Genomic DNA, 18187 nt, shown 5'->3' on the forward strand with positions numbered 1-18187 from the left:
TTGGCAATAAATAAATGCAGAAGTTTCTCAACACCTTACCCCTGTTAGCCATTGCAGTTTTGATTTGGTTCCACTTCCACCAACCCAACAGCGAGAAACCTAAACTAGCCAAGCCTCCCAGTCAAACAGAATCGCGTCGGTGTCAGGTGGTTGAAGGCTCGATTTACGACGGCGATACTTTTCGGGTTAAGTGTGACAATCGCGAACAAAAGATTCGACTGTGCGGCATAGATGCGCCAGAAGCCAAGCAACCCCTGGGTATTGAGTCTCGGAATTATCTGCGTTCCCTAGTTGCCCAAGCAAAAGGTCAAGTCATAGTTATTGAAATGGATCGGGACAAGTACGGCCGCAGTGTCGCCGAAGTATTGCTAGAGTCACCATCAGGCGAACAATCGGTGCAAGAGGAAATGCTCAAAGCGGGTATGGCGTATCACTACAAACAGTACAGCGCCAATTGTCACAACCGTGAGGCGTTCGATATCGCAGAGGAGATGGGGCGATCGCAGCAGCGGGGAGTGTGGAAGCTTCAGGGCGGTGGTCAGCGTCCTTGGGCTTACCGCCAGCAGAACAAGTAGGGTTGAGTGTTACTACAAACTATCGGCAATTAATTGTCAGCGAAAATATGAAAATGAAGGCTTGCTGAAAATTGCCAAGCGCGTTAACGAAGTTTTTGCTCAACCTGACGTAAAAGGTTCTCGACAACACTCAGCTTTCAATTGTGATGCTGACAGTGCAATGCCATTTCTTGCATAATGCAACGCTCTGACTTAAATTTGCCTACTTTAGCGCATCCAGCCTCGGAGCAGGTACTCGGCCTGTACATCGCGTATATGTGCAACTGCCTGGTGGTGAGCTGAAATCTCTGTGATGTAATTTGAATCCTCGTCGCTTTGAGAAAATTGTGAGGTTTGCTGCTTAGAGTTACTAAACACAGCAATAGCCCATTGTGAAAGCATACTGATCGTGTCGGAAACTTGTGCCATGATTTTTTTTGTCTGAATTTCTGTATGTTCTTATCAAACTCGAAGCAACACTGACTTCAAGGCTGAGAATGACTGAGTTTCTTCGTTTCAGCCGTGAATCAATGAAAAAATTCGTATAGAAGAGGCAGGCAAGATTGGCTTGCTAACTCATCAAATCTGAAGACTTACCACCCTAGTATTTGAAAGTAGGCGTTGCTTAATCACGGTATGAAAAAAATCAGTTGAAAATCCAGCAGCTTTGTGAATAATGATTTGGATGATTTGCCTCTTTAGCTTTTCATACTATAAATCAGCAACGCCGAAAATACTCTTATAGGAGGGGCCGGATAGCCCGTCCTAATTATTTTTGCAAGAGGTCTAGTGTTTGTGAGTCTAGCCTTTCACTACTCATAACACCGTGTGAAAGTTTAATTTATGGATCTTGACGGGGAACATATGCTTGCGTGGACTGAGCGTTGATAACGATCGATCCGGCAACAAGCGGGGCAGAAGCACTGAGAACGAGAGCAACAGATGCGAATGCAAGAAATCGTTTCATAGAATTTGTTCTCCTGAGTAAAACGCTTTTAGATTTTGGTAGGGAACTGCAAATCTTTTTCCAGTTCTCTGTCGCTCGCCTTAGTTAGCGGTATCACTGGCGATGATTTAATTAAACAAGGATGCTGACTGAGTTCATGCCTGAGAATGACTGAGTTAGGCTGACTTTTGAGCGATTATCATCTAAAATTCGATCACATCAAAAACAAGAATATGCCACGATCGCTCAGGGTTCGCCAAGACTGTATAGGAAGGGTCAAACTATCGGTGAGACGAAACGGCTTTCCAAGCCAGCAAGCGCTAGCCGAGGAGCTGGGCTTAGCTCGCTCTACAGTCGTCAATTTCCTGACGGGTAAACCTGTTGACCGGGCAGTTTTTGAAGAAATATGTCTCAGGCTGTCTGTGGACAGTCAAGAGATTGCTGAAATGGATTTCGATCTTTCAGCAACTGGCAGCCAGAATTTAAGCATTAAGGCTGTAAGAATATCTAGAGACCTAAGAGGAGCTCCAGACGTTTCCTTTTTTTTCGGTAGAGAAGCGGAGCTAACGACGTTGGAGCAGTGGGTGCTTCAGGAACAGTGCAAGCTAATTACGGTATTTGGGGTTGGAGGAATTGGTAAAACAACGTTGTCTGTTAAGCTAGCGCATCAAGTCGAAGAGAGCTTTGATTACGTGATCTGGCGATCGCTCCGAAACGCTCCCCCGTTAGACGCTCTTTTGGTAGATTTGATTCAGTTTCTGACTCCCACGCCAGTTGCTAAATTACCCGAAACACTAGATGGGCAGATTGCAACTCTTTTAGAATGCCTTCAGCAGCGATGCTTATTGGTTTTAGACAACTGCGAGACAATCCTGCAAGAAGGAATTCAGGCAGGAGCATATAAAGTTGGGTATGAAAACTATGGCTCACTACTAAAGTGCATTGGCGAAACACATCATCAGAGTTGCGTCGTTCTGACTAGCCGAGAAAAGCCTGCTGAATTAGTTCAGCTAGAAGGATCTAACGTTCCTGTGCGATCTTTGCGGCTTAATGGTTTGAGTGAAGTAGAAGGATACAAAGTTTTTGAGGTTCAAGGATATTCTGGCTCAGAAGCTGAATTAGAACCTCTGATTGGGCGGTATGGTGGTAATCCATTAGCCCTAAAAGTTATTGCCACGACTCTTCAAGAATTTTTCGACGGCAATGTTGCTGAACTACTAAGACAAGAGATCCTTTTCTTTGGAGATATCTGGCAGCTATTGAGTGAGCAGTTCAATCGACTGACGGCTGTAGAAAAACAGATCATGTATTGGCTAGCAATGGAGCGAGATTGGACATCGCTGAGCGATTTGCGCGAGAACCTTTTTCCAACAGTGAAAGCAAGAGAGCTACTAGAAGCCCTCAATTCACTACAACGCCGTTCTCTGATTGAAAAACGTTTAGACTATTTTACACAGCAACCCGTAGTGATGGAATACATCACAAATCATCTGCTTGAGCAAATTTTTCAGGAAATTAAAACGGGTCAAATCTCGCTACTCAATACTGTCGCCTTAATCAAAGCTCAGACGAGGGATTTTGTAAGAGAATCACAAGTTCGATTGATTATAGTACCCCTGCTCAAGGAATTACAAAAATATTTCAGAACAGAAACAGCCCTTCGTCACCGATTAGATACCTCGTTAGAGGTTGTGCGGCATGAGGATGAACTGAAACTAGGCTATGCAACGGGTAACTTTCTCAATCTGTACCGTTCTCTAAATTTGAACTTTTCAGGATATGACTTTTCTGAGTTAGTAGTTCGTCAAGCCTTTCTACAGGACATCGAGTTGCACGATGTGAATTTTTCGCACTCCGAGTTCATTGATTCGTCATTCACTCAAATTTTTGGTGGTATTCTCTCCATCCAGTTCAGCCCAGATGGGCAGACGCTAGCCACAAGCAGCACAAATTGCGAAATTCAAGTGTGGAGCGTAACAGATAGACAACGCCTCCTAACCCTTCAAGGACATACAAACTGGGTACGAAAAATTTCGTTTGATCCAACGGGTGGGCTACTCGCTAGCGCCAGCGATGATGGAACTTTAAGAGTATGGGACTTAGTGGAAGGAACTTGCAAAAATGTTCTAAGCGGGCATGGCGATAGTGTATACAGCGTTACGTTTAGTCCAGACGGTCAAGTCATTGCTAGTGCTAGCTACGATCGTGCTATCCGCTTATGGAATGCTAGTGACGGAACTTGTTTAGCTCTGCTCGAAGGTCATTCTGCTGGAGTTCTGGCTGCCAGTTTCAGTCCCTGCGGCAATCTTTTAGCAAGCGGTAGTTTTGACCACACGATCCGAATCTGGGATGCTCAAACGGGAGTTTGCCTTCAGATACTGACTGAGCATACCAACTGGGTAACAGGACTCAACTTCAGCCCAGATGGGCAATGGTTGGCAAGTCCAAGCTGCGATCGCACTATCCGTATTTGGCGAGTGGCTGACTGGCAATGCGTAAGGACTTTGGAGGGTCATACTGGATGGGTTTGGGGAGCCGTTTGGAGTCCAGATGGTCAGTTACTCTTAAGCTGTAGTGCCGACTGTACCGCAAAAATTTGGGACGGTACAACAGGTGATTGCTTACGCTCATTAGGAGGACATACAACCCAAATTTGGAGAGCAGTATTTAGTCCAGATGGACAAACTATTGCCACAGGCAGCGAAGACCAGACGATTTCGTTATGGGAGGTCGAGTCAGGTCGTTGTTTAACAACAATAGTTGGACATTCAAATTGGGTACGCCCTTTAGTGTTGAGTTTAGACGGTCAGTTTTTTGCAACTGGACACAAAGACAGAACTTTACGGATTTGGAATAGCGCTGACAATCAGTGTTTACAGGAGATAAAAGCCCATGAAACCGGCATTTCGTCGTTGGCTTTTCATGCTGGTAACGAACTACTAGCTAGTGGGGGAATGGATGCCACGATCAAAGTTTGGAACTGGCAGCAGAAGAAGTGTGTAGCAATCTTTGAAGGACATGGTAATGAAGTATGGGGTCTTGCGTTTAGCCCGAATGGGGAATTTCTCGCGAGTAGCAGCTTCGATCAAACAATCAAACTCTGGCGCTTGCAGAGTAGAACCTGCTTTGCGACTTTAATCGGACATCGCGATCGCGTTTCTACACTTGCCTTTCATCCTAATGGCACAATTCTCGCTACCGGCAGCGACGATTGTACGATCAAGCTTTGGAATATTTCCACAAGAGAGTGCTACGCTACCCTAACTGGACACAATGCGCGAGTGGGAGCGGTATCCTTCAATTCAAAAGGAGATAGACTCGTAAGCGCGAGCCTAGATCAAGCGCTCAAAGTTTGGAATGTTGAGACTGGAGACTGCCTACAAACGCTGCAAGGTCACCAAGGCTGGGTTATGGGAGCCGCGTTTTTCTCAGATAATCAAACCGTTGCTAGCAGTAGTTCCGATAGAACTATTAAGGTTTGGAATAGTCAGACGGGGCAATGCTTAAATACCTTGAAGGGGCACACCAATTGGGTTTGGACCGTAACAGTTAATCCTGACGGTCGGAAATTAATTAGTAGTAGCGAAGATGAATCTATCCGGATCTGGGACGTACAAACCGGGATCTGTTTAGCAACGTTGAAACCTAAACGCCTCTACGAGGGGATGCAAATCACAGGAGTCAGGGGTTTGACTTTAGCACAGGAAGCAACATTGAGGGATCTTGGAGCAGTATGAAGCGACAACAGGCGCGGTTTATTGGTGAGCCTTGTAGAAAAAACTTTGTGCCAAGGTCTGTCATCAAGACAAGCCGAGAAGAAATTACAGACTTGTCGCTGGCAGTTCGCAAGTACGTTAAAAACGATCAAGGATATTGGGAACTAGCGGAGGAGGGAGAGGCTGTTGAATTACCTCCAGGATTGCATGGTTATGTTTTCGTTGTGGGTGCTTTATTTCAAGCTGACGATCGCCCTCAAGAAGACAGCACTCCGTTATACACGGGCGATGGCATGATCTACCGCTTGGGCTTTGAGCATAGTAAAGCGATTCTCAAAACCCGAATTACAAAAACGCCCTGCTATTACGCTGATATTGCGATGACTGGAGCGAGCGATAACGCGGTATGGAAGCCTGAAACCACGTTTTCTAAACAGCATTGGCTATGGTCGTACTTGGCAGCTTTTCGGAATGGAGGTCCCAGTCGCATGAGTCTCCTTCTAGGAGGCAGAAATCAACTCAATACTGCATTTCTTCGAGTAGGCGATCGGTTAATTGTCACCATTGATGCAGGTCGTCCTTATGAAGTTGACCCCGATTCACTGGAGCTGATTGCACCAATCGGAACAACCGCTCAGTGGCTGGGCATCTTACCGATTGTGTCTCGCCTTGTTTCTCAGTTTACTGGGAGTTACCCCTTTGACGTTTACATCAACTCTGCTCATCCTGTCGCCGATCTCATAAAACCTGAGAATACTGCCGATACAGAACCGGGCTTCTTCACGACGAATTACTCAACAGGATATAACGGACTATATCGAAGACCCGTTAGTTGGGTATTTGATCGACTCAATCGCTTTCTCAAAAGCGGAGCAAATGCCAAAGAACAGTTCGGACGCTTTACTGACTTAATTTACTACCGATTCCCTACAGTGGAGGCAGAATTAGACAACAAAGTCGATAAACATAGCGAGCGTGGCAGATGTAAGGAGCCTATCCTCAAGCACTGGCGATTAGTTCTTGCAGATGGACCGCAAAAAGGTCAACCTGTTGTCGTTGAACAGTCTCTTCATCAGGCCGCTATTACAGAACGCTTTATTCTCCTTGCGGATATCGCCTTCAAGATGGAATTCTCACAGATTTTTTCACCCTTCTTCATCGGGTTTCTCAAACTAAACTTCTTTCAGAAACACTGGTCGCTAAGCGGATGGGTTCGTGCAAAAGTTCTACGGAATATCCTGCCTTTGCCGAAAGGAATTTTGTACGTTGTTAAACGGGAAGATTTAGAAAAGTACCCTAGTTTTGTTTGTACCGATAACCAAGAGGAGAAACCACCACTTCCTATACCTGCAAAACAGATCATTCTGCCCTATGAAATTTCGCATTTTGCGGCTGATTATAGTAACGAAAACGGAAAAATTACGCTTCATGTTGGACATCCCAATGGATGGGATGTGACCCAGTGGATTACCAGATATGATAGTTCTGTACCGGGAAGATCTGGTCTTCGCAGCGATTTAGAAGGAATGCAGGTTGGAACTACGGATCTCGGTGGTTTGGCAAAGTACGTGATTGATGGTGACAGCGGTGAAATCCAGACCGTGAATGTCATTCGGGATGCGGAGTCCACCTGGTCCCCTTCAATCTATACCCACAGCGAACTCTGTCGTGACGACAGCAATAATCAGGAAACTCAAGTTAAAAATATTTATTGGATTACCTGGGGATTTACCTGGGAGCTAGTTCCGCAACAGCTTTATGAAGTCTATCAATCAAGAGGATACAGAGCGATTCCGATTGAGAATCTTCCTGATGGGGACAAACCTTTAACCTTATTGCGACTCGACACTGAAACAATGGAGATTGCAGATTCCTTTCAATTTCCATCAGGATATTTTGCCTCTTCACCGCAATTTATTCCTAGCTCTGAACCACTAGAGGGAAATGATCCGTCTACACATGGTTTTATCGTCTGTACTGTCTTATCTGACGATCCGAACAACGAGAAAGAGTCTTGCGACGAATTTTGGGTATTTCATGCCGACGATTTTCACAAACCCATCTATCGTTTAAGTAATCCGGCTGCCCACAAGTCGCTCAACTTGGCGCTAACACTCCATACAGCCTGGATGAAGGAAGTTCGCAGCGAGAACCAGCGGAAACGCTATGGTGATGTGAACAACCGTCGGAACTTACGGAGAGATTCTGTTGATAAAGATTATGCACCCCGCTTGAAGAACGCTAAGAGCGTTGTTCGTGAGTTGTTCAGTGATATCGTTTATGAGTATTTTGTTGAGCAGCTTTCAGAAGTAGAAGCAACAGAACGCTTGCTACAGGAAAACTATCGGATTGATGGTTCTAATAAGTCCAGTTAATTAAAGCCAATGTACAAGCCGTGTCAGAAAAACCATAGCTTTGAGGACAGCATCGCTCCGTCCTCAAAAGGTTGACTTCCAAGCTACTAGCGAATTCCCCAGTCTACAAATAGATCGCGAGGATCATATCGACGCAGAAGAGCAACTAGATTCTTCAATTCTGCCTCTGTACCCACACAGACGCAGCCAGCGCTCCCCGGAGAACTACTCCCATTCCAATCCATGTGAAAGCCAAAACTGTCACGATCGTCAAATCGGGTCTTGATAATCGGAACCCAAACTGGACCAATCCCGTTTGTCTCATGGAAATGTACATCAATGTAGTTATCCTTGCCGCCTGCAAAATCGATGTCTCCAATGGTATAACGCGCTTGAGGAATAGGCTCAAGACTTCCAGGAAAACTAAGGGGATCGTCAGGGACTCTAAATTCCTGCGCTCCAGGTGCGCCTGAGATTGCATCAAGCGCTGCGAGAACTCTTCCCTTTGGATCGACAAACTCTAGCAATAACTTCTCCAGACCCGCATACGCCGTTGTACCAGTACGGGTCAAACGACAGTAAATTCGCTCCAACATGGGAGGAGGCAAACGCTCCACAGCGTTTGTCAAGGCTGCTGTTAGGGCTGCCTTGGTTTTGGCTCCAAACTTTCCATCGACATCAAGGTCGTTTTCGCTCTGGAACCATTCGACCGCCCCTTTAGTAATCGGAGTATATTCGCCAGGCTGAATGCCGTCGGCAAGATAACCAAGCTTTCCTAATGCACAATTCAAAATGAAGCAGTCTTTGCCAGAATTTCCCACGACTAAAGTACGACCGATCTCTAAGGGAAGTTTTGGTTCCTGCCAAGGGGTGGCTGGAAATGTAGTATCTGGTGTGGAAGTACCAGCACCAGGAAATCCATCTCGCCGAAATAGGGCTTCTTCTCTGTCACGACGGATGACTAGCCCTGGAAGAACTTTGCCATTTCCATGAATCCAGCGATCAAACTCCCTCGCTGCACCTTCGTAATCTTGACTGTTCAATTTCTTCAGAAGCGTTGACCCTTTCAAGCCATCTTTCCCAGTTCCCACATTGAAAGCAAATGAAACGAGCGCATCAAACATACCCTGCGTTAAAGCAACTGTGCAAAGGGTATTGACTGCACCTGTTCTCTCATCCACCTCCAACTGCAGCCATCGCTCAGCATTAGCTTTGCTGATCGCATCGCCCGCTTGCACAGGTCGTTTTTTATCAATGTGATAGATCGAGCCATAGCCAATCGTCCAAACTCCAACCGGATCAGCGTATGCTTCAATATTTCCATCAGCACGTTTACGGTGTAAACCTTCGGAATCTTTAATAAGATTCAAACAATCTTGTCCAGCTTTCCCAGCCATAGTGGTTCCTTATTCAAGTAGCAGAACTTTGAGACTCTTCCATCAAAATTCGCTATTGCCTGAGTTGAAGGCTGAGAATGGCTGACTTATATAGCAAGTCTATTTGAGTCATGAATGTAGAACCACCTGAAACGCTGGCGATCATTGAATCGATTGTTTACAAATCAAATGGTTTTGCTATAAATAGTAATGATATATTGAAAGCCATCGCTTGCTATTGCTTCAAACACTCAGGAAGAAATAGTTCCCATCCAATTTTTTTGGCGCTCAGAGTTCAGACTTCAGTTTTGATTGAGTGTTCAGTACCTTTTTGGACGCTGCTCGTTCCTCGACCGTCAACCGTTCCCAAATTACGCTGTTGCTGATTCCCACAGTCTTACGAACCGCTTTAATTATTTTGTTGACGCTCGCTACAGCACCTTCCACATCTTGCGGGTCAGAGGAAAGTGCAGTTTGGATCATTCCCACTATGTCCGCAATCTCTGCCTCTACATCAATCTCATCTGATGGTGTTGCTTCACTTGATCCATCTGCGGTTGTGGGTGCTGGCTTCGGCTCAGAGTGTAATGGTGATGCGTGTGGGGGGCTAATCTCAGTGCTTGGGGCGATCGCAGCAGCGGGGAGTGTGGCGGCTTCCCAATGGTGAAAGACCTTGGGATTACCGCAAGCAGAATCAGAGTTGATGTACGCCAACGAGGGGTATACACCAAACCAGTCAGGAGCGATCGCAATAGCAGGGAAGGCGGCAACTTCCCAAGGGTGATAAATGACTGTGAAATTATCCTCAACCAAAGCGTTAATTGGGGTTGCGGAATTGTTGTTTTGCCCAGTCCAACAGTTCGTCGTAGGTGGAATAAGCGCACAGTATTCGAGACTTATCGCCTTTTTTCCTTATGGCAATAACTTTGCCTTTTCTATCTTCAAAACCAGGTTGTCCCGTTATTTCTTCTAACTCTAGCTCAAAGAATTTAAGTGCTTGAATGAATTGGGAAATCTTATTGTCTTCCATGAGTTAATAGCTTTTTAATTTAATTTGTTCACAATTACAATGGATACATTTTAACTTGTCTGCCGTATCTTTACACACATTAGAAAAACAAAATCCGTTGAGCTTGTGAAACAGGAAAAGCGCTGGCTTCGATGCTCCTTGAAGGGATGCTAAAAGCCACAAGCTGGAGCCTAAAACTAAGCGGGAAGCGTGGCAGTTGCCGGGAGCCAGCGTCAAAGCCAGTGATTATCGCAAACAGAAGTAGGATGAGTCCCGCCGATGCAAGTGCGACGGCAAGCAGTTGCGACAAATCCACCCACTCAAAGAAGTTGATGGGGGTAATCTTGGTACTATTACCAGACGCTGCTGTGTCAGACGTGCTTTCTTTTTTGGCTCGAATTCTAATCCGTGCGAAGTTAACAGCGATTCCCAACAGGGGTGCTAAGTTTTGTGTCGTTGATAGCCTCCCATCACAGCATCGTAGGGGCCAGGCCCAGAACCGCCGCGAGTGGCAATAATTTTTTGCAGAGTAGGGGTGAGAACCAACTCAGCAGGAGAAATACCCAACCACTTACATAAAGCTAAAAAATCCTCAAAGTGGATTTTTGCCACCCAAGCTGTCTTAATGTAAGCGTTTTCAGCCTGACAAATAGCGACGATACGGATACCTATTTCTTTTGCTGTGTCCCTGTACCCACGTTTGCCGCGCTTGGCTAAAACTAACTGGGACAATCTTTCTGCATCAAAATCACTTGGGAGAAGGTATTCATAGCAGGGTGTTTGCTGCCCTGATCCGCCGAGTACAGCGTCATAAGGGCGGGGTTCCGATTGGTGCATATTTTGGTTCAATTCCAGTAAAGCCCCTTTTTAAGGAGGCGTAATTCCTAATTTCCCTTGTCAGGAGTTAACTCCTCAAGTATCTGCCAGACAACTTCAATATCGCGTAAATCAGCTTTTGTTCTCTTGCGCTTACCTTTCAGTAAGTTAAGTACCTCTGGGGGTTGTAATAATTTAAATTCAGCCACTGTCGGAAAAATCGGCGAGCAAGTCGCTGAGCCAAGTAGTGAGCGCACTACTCCCACTTCCCATTCAAGCTCGTATTTTTCTTCCTCGAACCCCTTAAAAGCTTTTTCCCACCGTCGATTCTCAGCTTTTAGTGCTTCTAATTCTTGCCTGAGTGATTCAACCTCATCATTTAATATGTTTACTTCATCAATTGAACCGCTTGTGTCATGGGATTTACCTGTCTTTACCTCTACTTCAGATCGGAAATTATTATTTGTGTCACCCGGTTCAGAACCTCGGTCAAGCTGTCGGGCATAGTCGAGAGTAGAGTCAGCTAGGGCGATCGGAACTCGAATAGTGCGAGTTGGGCCGCTCTGCCAAGCAGCTTTAAAGCGGGAATCTTTGATTGAGTCTTCGTGTCCTTTAGGGTTGGGCATAACAAATGAATCCCTTGTGTCAAGCGTTTCATCTACCATAACAGTCATTCTAAACAGTTTCAAGCGCGTGACACACGGTTTTTGCTGTTGACAAGAGTTAAGGAGAGTGGCGGCTATTTTTCCGGTGGTCTGAAACTGATTTTCTTCATTTCAGCAAAAATTTAGCAGCCCGTCGAAAAAACCCGTTAGAGGTTTAGGCGGGGAAAGGGCAATTTCCCACTTACTCCAAAACCTTGTTCTAGGCGGGGATACTACAATACCCCCTTTAGGAAGTGAGTACGGCACAAGGCACTACGTTTTTCGTCGCACCAACCTGCCTTGTTTAGTATGTGGCAGCGCAATCCGCCAACTTCGTCAAGCTCCTAGAGTTGGAATTAAGGAGGATAGTGTGATCGCTCTGGACAATCAGGGTGTCGGACATATAAGACATCTTCCGAGTTCGATGGAAAAAATTGTTTAGTCAATTGCAGAACTTTGGGGATGTTTCTGGATATATGATTGACAGCGCTGCAAAAGCAGAGTGCATTTATGTGGAGTGGCACGGAACATAGCTCAGAAGCTTATGAGCTATCCTGAATTTAACTTTGCTAATCCCCGTGTTCGCAATCAGGCTGTTTTCTCCATCTAACCCTTTTGAAGGGCAAGCAGAAACATCTATTATCAGAAATTTTTCTATGGATGAAAAAGACAAGCCCCTATCTCCTGACGCAAACCAAGAGTCCGCTGCGGCTGAACTGGAGGAAAACCTGGAATATCTGGCTCTCGAAGCTCAGAGGCACATTCCTGGAAGTAAAGAGCAAAATGACGGTATAACAAGGTTGATTGCTAATCTTGAGAAACCTGGTCAACTCACCAAGCCTAGGAATACATATGGTTTGCCATCCAGCTTGTACCATGACGTTTGTGAGGACGCCAAACAAAAGCTCAATTTAGAGCTTGTCGAACAGATTCAAGCAAAAAAGTATGACCCTGAAAAAGGACCAGTCATTAATTGGGCTAGGTTTCATCAAAGCAAAAAATTCAAAAAGGCTCAAAAAGATCTCTTGAACCTTCATTCTGTACAAAAGAAGGGTAAGGAAATAAAAATTAAGGTCTTGTCGGCAGATAACCTTGTTATCGATTCTCAATCAAGTGATAGGGATGGCTCTAGTATGTCACACCTAGAACACATACCCCAAACTCCTCATGAGGAAGTGAATCCTCTGATGTCACAAGAATTGTTAGAATTAATTAAGGAAGACCCTGAAACCTTTTTTAGCAGTAAATGTGTGAGAAATCATCCAGAGGCTAATTTTCGAGAAATATTCTTACTCCAGCACTATGGGTACAAGTGGGATGAAATAGCATCCCTTTTTGGACTTAAAATGAAAGCTATTAGTACCTTCTACTATCGCTGTTGCCAGGACTTTGCTCCCCTGTTTAAGGAATACTTACAGCAATGATTGGAATATTAGTCAAAGTATTTTTTTTAAGTTAAGGAGTTTCAAATCTGTCACCTAAAATGGAGATTAATTATGAAAAAATATCAGCAAATGAAGGGCAACGCGATGCTTACCACCTGATTAACGCACTGCTAAATTGTCCTAGTGGTGAAGAGTCTCAGATTCTTAAGGCTAACCAAGATCTGATTGATGCTGGCTTGGTGGAGACGCTAGCGCAGGTAGCTGATCTGCTAGTACAGCGAGGCGACCAGGGCACCGCTAATTTTTTAATTAATCTGAGCGCTCAGGTAGCTGATGCTCTGGGATTATCAAAAAATCTTAACGAAATGGTGACTCCTCAGAGAAAGGAGTCAAAGATAGCAACATCGGAAGAAGTATATCTCGATTTATTATTAAATGTACTACAGAGAACTGCCGAAAGCGGAAGCGATACCCAAGCGGTTTACCCACTTTTAGCGGAAAATTTAGACAAACTAGATGATACATTTGCCGCTGTGTTAAAAGATTGGGCAACTACTACTTTCACTGAATCTATACCAGAACAGGTAGAATTAGCCATAATAATTAACAATTTCAGTAAGTTAATTCAGCAGTTTTCGCTAGGTAATGAGGCTAGTAATTTGGAGATAGCGCTTACTGGTTTTGAAACTGCGCTGAAGGTTTTTAACCGCGATAATTTCCCTGTAAATTGGGCAACTATCCAAAATAATCTGGGAAATGCTTATAGCGATCGCCTTCGAGGGGACAAAGCTGAAAACCTGGAACAAGCTATTGCTTGCTACAAACAGGCTTTACAAATATATACCTGCACAGCTTTCCCACAACAGTGGGCAACCATCCAAAATAATTTGGGAAATGCTTACAGCGATCGCATTCGAGGGGAAAAAGCTGAAAACCTGGAACAAGCTATTACCTGCTACGAACAGGCTTTACAAATTTACACCCGTGAAGTTTTCCCAGAACAGTGGGCTACAACTCAAAATAATTTAGGCAGTGTATATAGTGATCGCATTCTAGGAGAGAAAACAAAAAATTTGGAATTAGCTATATTTTGCTACCAGGCAGCTTTGCAAGTCCGTACCCGTGAAAATTTCCCCCAAGAGTGGGCAGCAACCCAAAATAATTTAGCTGCATTCTACAGCAACCAGATTCGAGGTGATAGAGCAGAAAACTTAGAAGAAGCTATTGCCTGTTATCAAGCTGCCCTACAGGTTTATACCCATGAGGCATTCCCTCAAGATTGGGCGATGAGTCAAAATAATCTGGGAATTGCTTACCGGGAGAGGATTTGCGGGGAGAGATCGGAAAATGTAGAAAGGGCAATCGCTTGCTACCAGGCGGCTTTGCAAGTCCGTACCCGTGAAGTGTTCCCTCAACAGTGGGCGGCAACTCAAAATAATCTGGGTACTGCTTACGGCAATCGCCTTGTAAGTGATAGACCTGGGAATCTTGAACGAGGCATTGCCTGCTATCAAAATGCTCTACAAGTTTATACCCGTGAGGCTTTTCCAGAAAGATGGGCAGGGACTCAAAATAATCTGGGCAATGCTTATCGCGAACTAGCACAGATCGCCGAGGCGATCGCCTGCTACCAAAACGCTTTAGAGATTTTTACCCCCACAGCTTTCCCCATAGACTGTCTTAGAACTGGGCGCAACTTGGGGAACACTGCCTTTACTGCTCAAGTGTGGGATACAGCTATAGAAGGTTTTGCCGTTGCAATTGAGGCTGTTGAGCAAAGTCATAGTTGGGCTACTTCCGAATTGCGTCGGCAAGAGATTTTAGAAGAAGCTAACGACATCTATCAAAAGATAGTCGAAGCCTGCGTTGCTCATGGGCGACTGGATAAAGCGATTGAATACGTTGAGCGCAGCAAAGCACGTAACCTTATAGACCTCATAGCGACCCGTGACCTTTACCCCAAAGGAGACATTCCAACAGAGTCTCTCTATGAATTCAAGCGTTTGCAACGGGAAATCGAGGCAGAATATCGCAAAATTGACATCGCAGAACGCAAACCCTTCAAGGAGGGCAATATCAATTCCCTTGCGGATACAATGCCAGACCGGACTCACTTAAATCAATTGCGGCAAAAACTAGATGATTTAATCATTCGTGAAATCCAGCCTATCGATCCCACTTTCAGCTTAACTTACAGAGTTGAACCCATCTCTTTCAAACAGATTCAAGCATTGCTGCCGGACGACAACACTAGCATCCTTGAATGGTACATCACTGACGATATCTTTCTTACTTTCATCATCACTCGTCAAGCCATACAGCCGCTAGTCTGGCAATCTTCCTCTGAAGATAGAGAAGCTTTGATAGACTGGGTTAAGGAATACTTGCAAGATTACAGCGAAAATAAAAGCCAGTGGAAAGACAAACTCTCAAAATGTCTCCAGTACCTTGCTCAAATCTTGCATATAGGTCAAATCCTCAGTTACCTGCCCTCATCTTGTAACCAGCTAATTCTTATTCCCCATCGCTTCCTGCATCTGCTTCCCCTCCATGCCTTGCCTCTAGCTGAGGAGCAACACTGCCTATTAGACAGTTTCACCAAAGGTGTGAGTTATACTCCCAATTGCCAGCTACTACAGTTAAGCCAGAAGCGCCAACGCCCTGATTTTACACACCTGTTTGCCATTCAGAACCCCACCCAAGACCTAATGTTCACTGATCTTGAAGTTGAAATGATCAGGCAACACTTTCCGTCAAGTGATGTCCTAGTTAAAGAAGCCGCCCGAAAAGAGGTATTGGATAACCAGCGGCTCCACGATGTTCACTGCTTACACTTCTCTTGTCACGGCTACTTTGACTTTGAATACCCCCTAAATTCTGCTCTTATCCTGGCAGGTGCAGTAGATTCTACTTCACTCCAGCAAGCTAATACTGTGTATGAAATCTCTTCACGAGAAGGCAGCAGATTTAATCTAGAAAAATGCCTTACATTAGGGGACATATTTAATTTCAATCTCAGCCAATGTCGTCTTGTTACTCTTTCAGCTTGCGAAACTGGCTTAACGGATTCTACCCGCCTTAGTGATGAGTATATTAGTTTAGCCATTGGCTTTCTAGTTGCAGGTAGTCGCAGCGTGGTTGGCAGCCTCTGGTCAGTAGAGGAGCTGTCTACGGCATTCTTAATGATCAAGTTTTACGAAAATCTGCAAAGTCAGATATCAGTAGGTACAGCACTCAGCCAAGCTCAACTCTGGCTACGGAATGCCACCATAGCTGAACTGGAGCCGTGGCTAATGCAAAGGCAGTTACTCTTGAGCAATAAACAAAAAAGACTTTTATTGGGCTGGTTTCGTCTATTTGAAGCTGATGAGCAACCTTTTCAATCACCTTTCTATTGGGCAGGATTCTGTGCTAGTGGTCAATCGTGAACGAGCCAAATAACATAATCATGAGGAATTTAGTTAAAACTCACCAATAAAAAAATGAACCCCTTCAAACTGCTCTGATAGGGGTTCATTGAAGTAGACTATCTATTTAATAAACTGACTTGGATGAGTCAGTTTTATCAATAGTCTTCGGTTGAGTAATATCATCTGACTGGTTACTCTCCCTTTTGTCTATATCAGTCCTGACCTTGAGTTGTTTAGGACTGAAGTCTAAATCGAAAATATATCGACCATTGACCATATAGATTGTAGTGAAAGAGCCTACGGCAAACATTAGAACACCACAAAGGGGTAGCGTAATTTGCCACAAGGGGAAGTAGCGTTTCATAGGGCGTTTATCCTTACACTGACTGCTGAATTTCTATCCCTACAGATTGGAAAATTTCTGCATTTTATGCGAAATTTCAGGTTCGGTTACAAAAACTTTTGCTTGTCGCCTTTCTCTCGCATCTATTTCGGTAAGCTGCAACCCACTTCAGCAGAACATTGCGGAACTTGGTTTCGGATACCGTTGGGGTAACCACAGTGCGATAACCTTAAGCGCCTCTATATGAGGAAGGATGTTGATTCAGGAGCTACATCCTTAAAGTAAAAACTGTAACACACGTTCACCGCTCATTCCAGAAGGACTACAAGTCAGACGGTTTGCCGATGCTTTAAATCAGGTACTTAAAGGCAAACCCATCGTGTCACTCAAGGCACGGACAAAGACAGCTTCATTTTGGTGAAAAGAGCATTCAGGTGTCTTACTTAACAAGCGTATTGAACGAGTCCTATCGATCCCCCGATCGCCCTTCACTCCCCTCACCGACTGCTGAAAGTCCGCTCTCTACAATTGCGGGCATTAAAGAGCGCATTTGTTAAAATCGTTGGTCATGTGGAGCGGGTGCATCTACAAACCTGCTCAAAGGAGAATTGAAAGGCGATGTGGCTAAAATTTGGCGTTGCTCCCAACGGTAACTTGGCGAGCATTGATGAGGTTGTGCGTGGAAAAACTAACCTCGCTTGTCTCTACTGCGGAGGCGGACTCACAGCAAAAAAGGGTTCGGTGAAAGAACATCACTTCGCGCACACCGAGGACACTTGCAAGCCCGTGTCACAGCGGATTAAAACGAAAGCTTTCCCCTCGCTGCCTCTCTACGATAATTTCACCATCCAGCTTAAGGGTGAGGAATTGGAACAGTTGAAGGTGCTTTGGAAAGAGTACGGCGCACAGAATTACGCCATTCCCAAAGACTTGGTAAACTTTCGGTGGCAGTTGAAAGGATTGTTGGAATCAGAGGGCGATCGCTCTTATCACTTTACCGACTTGGGTAAAATCCCAGTGGGTGCGCTTCCCCTGGCGTTGTTCAACCAAATTCAAGAACCGCTGCTGATGTCTGCGCTGGTTTCATTGGAAGGCTCTGTAGAGATTGCTGAAGCTGCGGGGTTATCTTGCTTGGATGAACGGCGGGCTGATTTGCTGATTTATCGATCGCAGTTGCGACGCATTCTGGTGAACTCGCTCTACTTTTTAGAGGTAAAAGCTGACGGACACAGCTTCTATAAAATCGGCGTTACAACTCGGTTGATTGAAGAACGAATCGCAGAAGTGTAGCGGGATGGGAGAGCGCATTACTCGGATGTTGTTGTTAATTTATTGGGATTGTGGGAACACCGGGGGAATGTTGAGCTGTACTTTAAGCATCGGTACAAAGCGTTTAATTTTCGCATTGGCACGCTGACGGAGTATTTTCAATTTGCCAACGTTAAGGCTGTGCTGAATGACTTGTACGATATGGAAGCCAAGGTTCTGTCGGCTGTTGAGTCGGATGCGATCGCGCTCATATAGCGAGCAATGGCTATGGCAAAGCAGCGATTACCCGCTCTGTACGTCGCTGAAAACCCGCTTTCTACAATCATCTCGCAGTGAAAAGCGCGATCGCCCTTTAATTTAACTTG

13 protein-coding genes are annotated in these 18187 nt (G+C 45.0%); 7 read left to right on the forward strand and 6 right to left on the reverse strand.

The features are described 5' to 3' along the window. Window positions 1–14: 14 nt before the first annotated feature. Window positions 15–575, forward strand: a complete 561-nt coding sequence (locus tag QUA38_RS03810; RefSeq protein ID WP_333159347.1) for a thermonuclease family protein — start codon at window positions 15–17, stop codon at window positions 573–575. A gap of 207 nt (window positions 576–782) precedes the next feature. Here QUA38_RS03810 and QUA38_RS03815 read toward each other — a convergent pair whose 3' ends face one another. Continuing rightward, window positions 783–983, reverse strand: a complete 201-nt coding sequence (locus QUA38_RS03815) for a hypothetical protein (RefSeq protein ID WP_333159349.1) — start codon at window positions 981–983, stop codon at window positions 783–785. A 750-nt stretch (window positions 984–1733) separates the two neighbouring features. Between QUA38_RS03815 and QUA38_RS03820 the strand changes: the two genes are divergently transcribed. Further along, entirely contained in the window at window positions 1734–5237 is a 3504-nt protein-coding gene (locus QUA38_RS03820; protein ID WP_333159351.1) for a WD40 domain-containing protein, read from the forward strand. Beyond that, the gene (locus QUA38_RS03825; RefSeq protein ID WP_333159353.1) at window positions 5234–7591 is read left to right on the forward strand and encodes a carotenoid oxygenase family protein; all 2358 of its coding nucleotides are present in this window, start codon (window positions 5234–5236) and stop codon (window positions 7589–7591) included. The genes QUA38_RS03820 and QUA38_RS03825 overlap by 4 nt, the downstream gene beginning before the upstream one ends. Window positions 7592–7677: 86 nt before the next feature. Here QUA38_RS03825 and QUA38_RS03830 read toward each other — a convergent pair whose 3' ends face one another. The 5 genes from QUA38_RS03830 to QUA38_RS03850 form a co-directional block, all read right to left on the reverse strand. Continuing rightward, window positions 7678–8967: a glycoside hydrolase family protein gene (locus tag QUA38_RS03830; protein WP_333159355.1), complete on the reverse strand. Its 1290-nt coding sequence runs from the start codon at window positions 8965–8967 to the stop codon at window positions 7678–7680. 267 nt (window positions 8968–9234) lie between these two features. After that, window positions 9235–9759, reverse strand: a complete 525-nt coding sequence (locus QUA38_RS03835) for a hypothetical protein (protein ID WP_333159356.1) — start codon at window positions 9757–9759, stop codon at window positions 9235–9237. Window positions 9760–9763: 4 nt separating this feature from the next. Next, entirely contained in the window at window positions 9764–9976 is a 213-nt protein-coding gene (locus QUA38_RS03840) for a hypothetical protein (RefSeq protein WP_333159358.1), read from the reverse strand. A 420-nt stretch (window positions 9977–10396) separates the two neighbouring features. Further along, window positions 10397–10792 carry a hypothetical protein gene (locus QUA38_RS03845; protein ID WP_333159360.1) on the reverse strand — a complete coding sequence of 132 codons (396 nt, stop codon included), beginning with the start codon at window positions 10790–10792 and terminating at the stop codon, window positions 10397–10399. Window positions 10793–10839: 47 nt separating this feature from the next. Beyond that, on the reverse strand, window positions 10840–11397 hold the full coding sequence (locus QUA38_RS03850; protein WP_333159362.1) for a hypothetical protein: 558 nt from the start codon (window positions 11395–11397) through the stop codon (window positions 10840–10842). A 674-nt stretch (window positions 11398–12071) separates the two neighbouring features. Here QUA38_RS03850 and QUA38_RS03855 point away from each other — a divergent pair. The 4 genes from QUA38_RS03855 to QUA38_RS03870 all read left to right on the forward strand — a co-directional run bounded on the left by QUA38_RS03855 (window position 12072) and on the right by QUA38_RS03870 (window position 18077). Next, on the forward strand, window positions 12072–12839 hold the full coding sequence (locus QUA38_RS03855) for a hypothetical protein (RefSeq protein WP_333159364.1): 768 nt from the start codon (window positions 12072–12074) through the stop codon (window positions 12837–12839). A 59-nt stretch (window positions 12840–12898) separates the two neighbouring features. Continuing rightward, on the forward strand, window positions 12899–16228 hold the full coding sequence (locus tag QUA38_RS03860; RefSeq protein WP_333159365.1) for a CHAT domain-containing protein: 3330 nt from the start codon (window positions 12899–12901) through the stop codon (window positions 16226–16228). Window positions 16229–17171: 943 nt separating this feature from the next. Then, window positions 17172–17843, forward strand: a complete 672-nt coding sequence (locus tag QUA38_RS03865; RefSeq protein ID WP_333159367.1) for a GIY-YIG nuclease family protein — start codon at window positions 17172–17174, stop codon at window positions 17841–17843. A 42-nt stretch (window positions 17844–17885) separates the two neighbouring features. Beyond that, window positions 17886–18077, forward strand: a complete 192-nt coding sequence (locus QUA38_RS03870) for a hypothetical protein (RefSeq protein ID WP_333159368.1) — start codon at window positions 17886–17888, stop codon at window positions 18075–18077. Window positions 18078–18187: the final 110 nt, after the last annotated feature.

The sequence above is a fragment of the Microcoleus sp. Pol12B4 genome (assembly GCF_036701385.1).
Taxonomy (GTDB): Bacteria; Cyanobacteriota; Cyanobacteriia; order Cyanobacteriales; family Microcoleaceae; genus Microcoleus.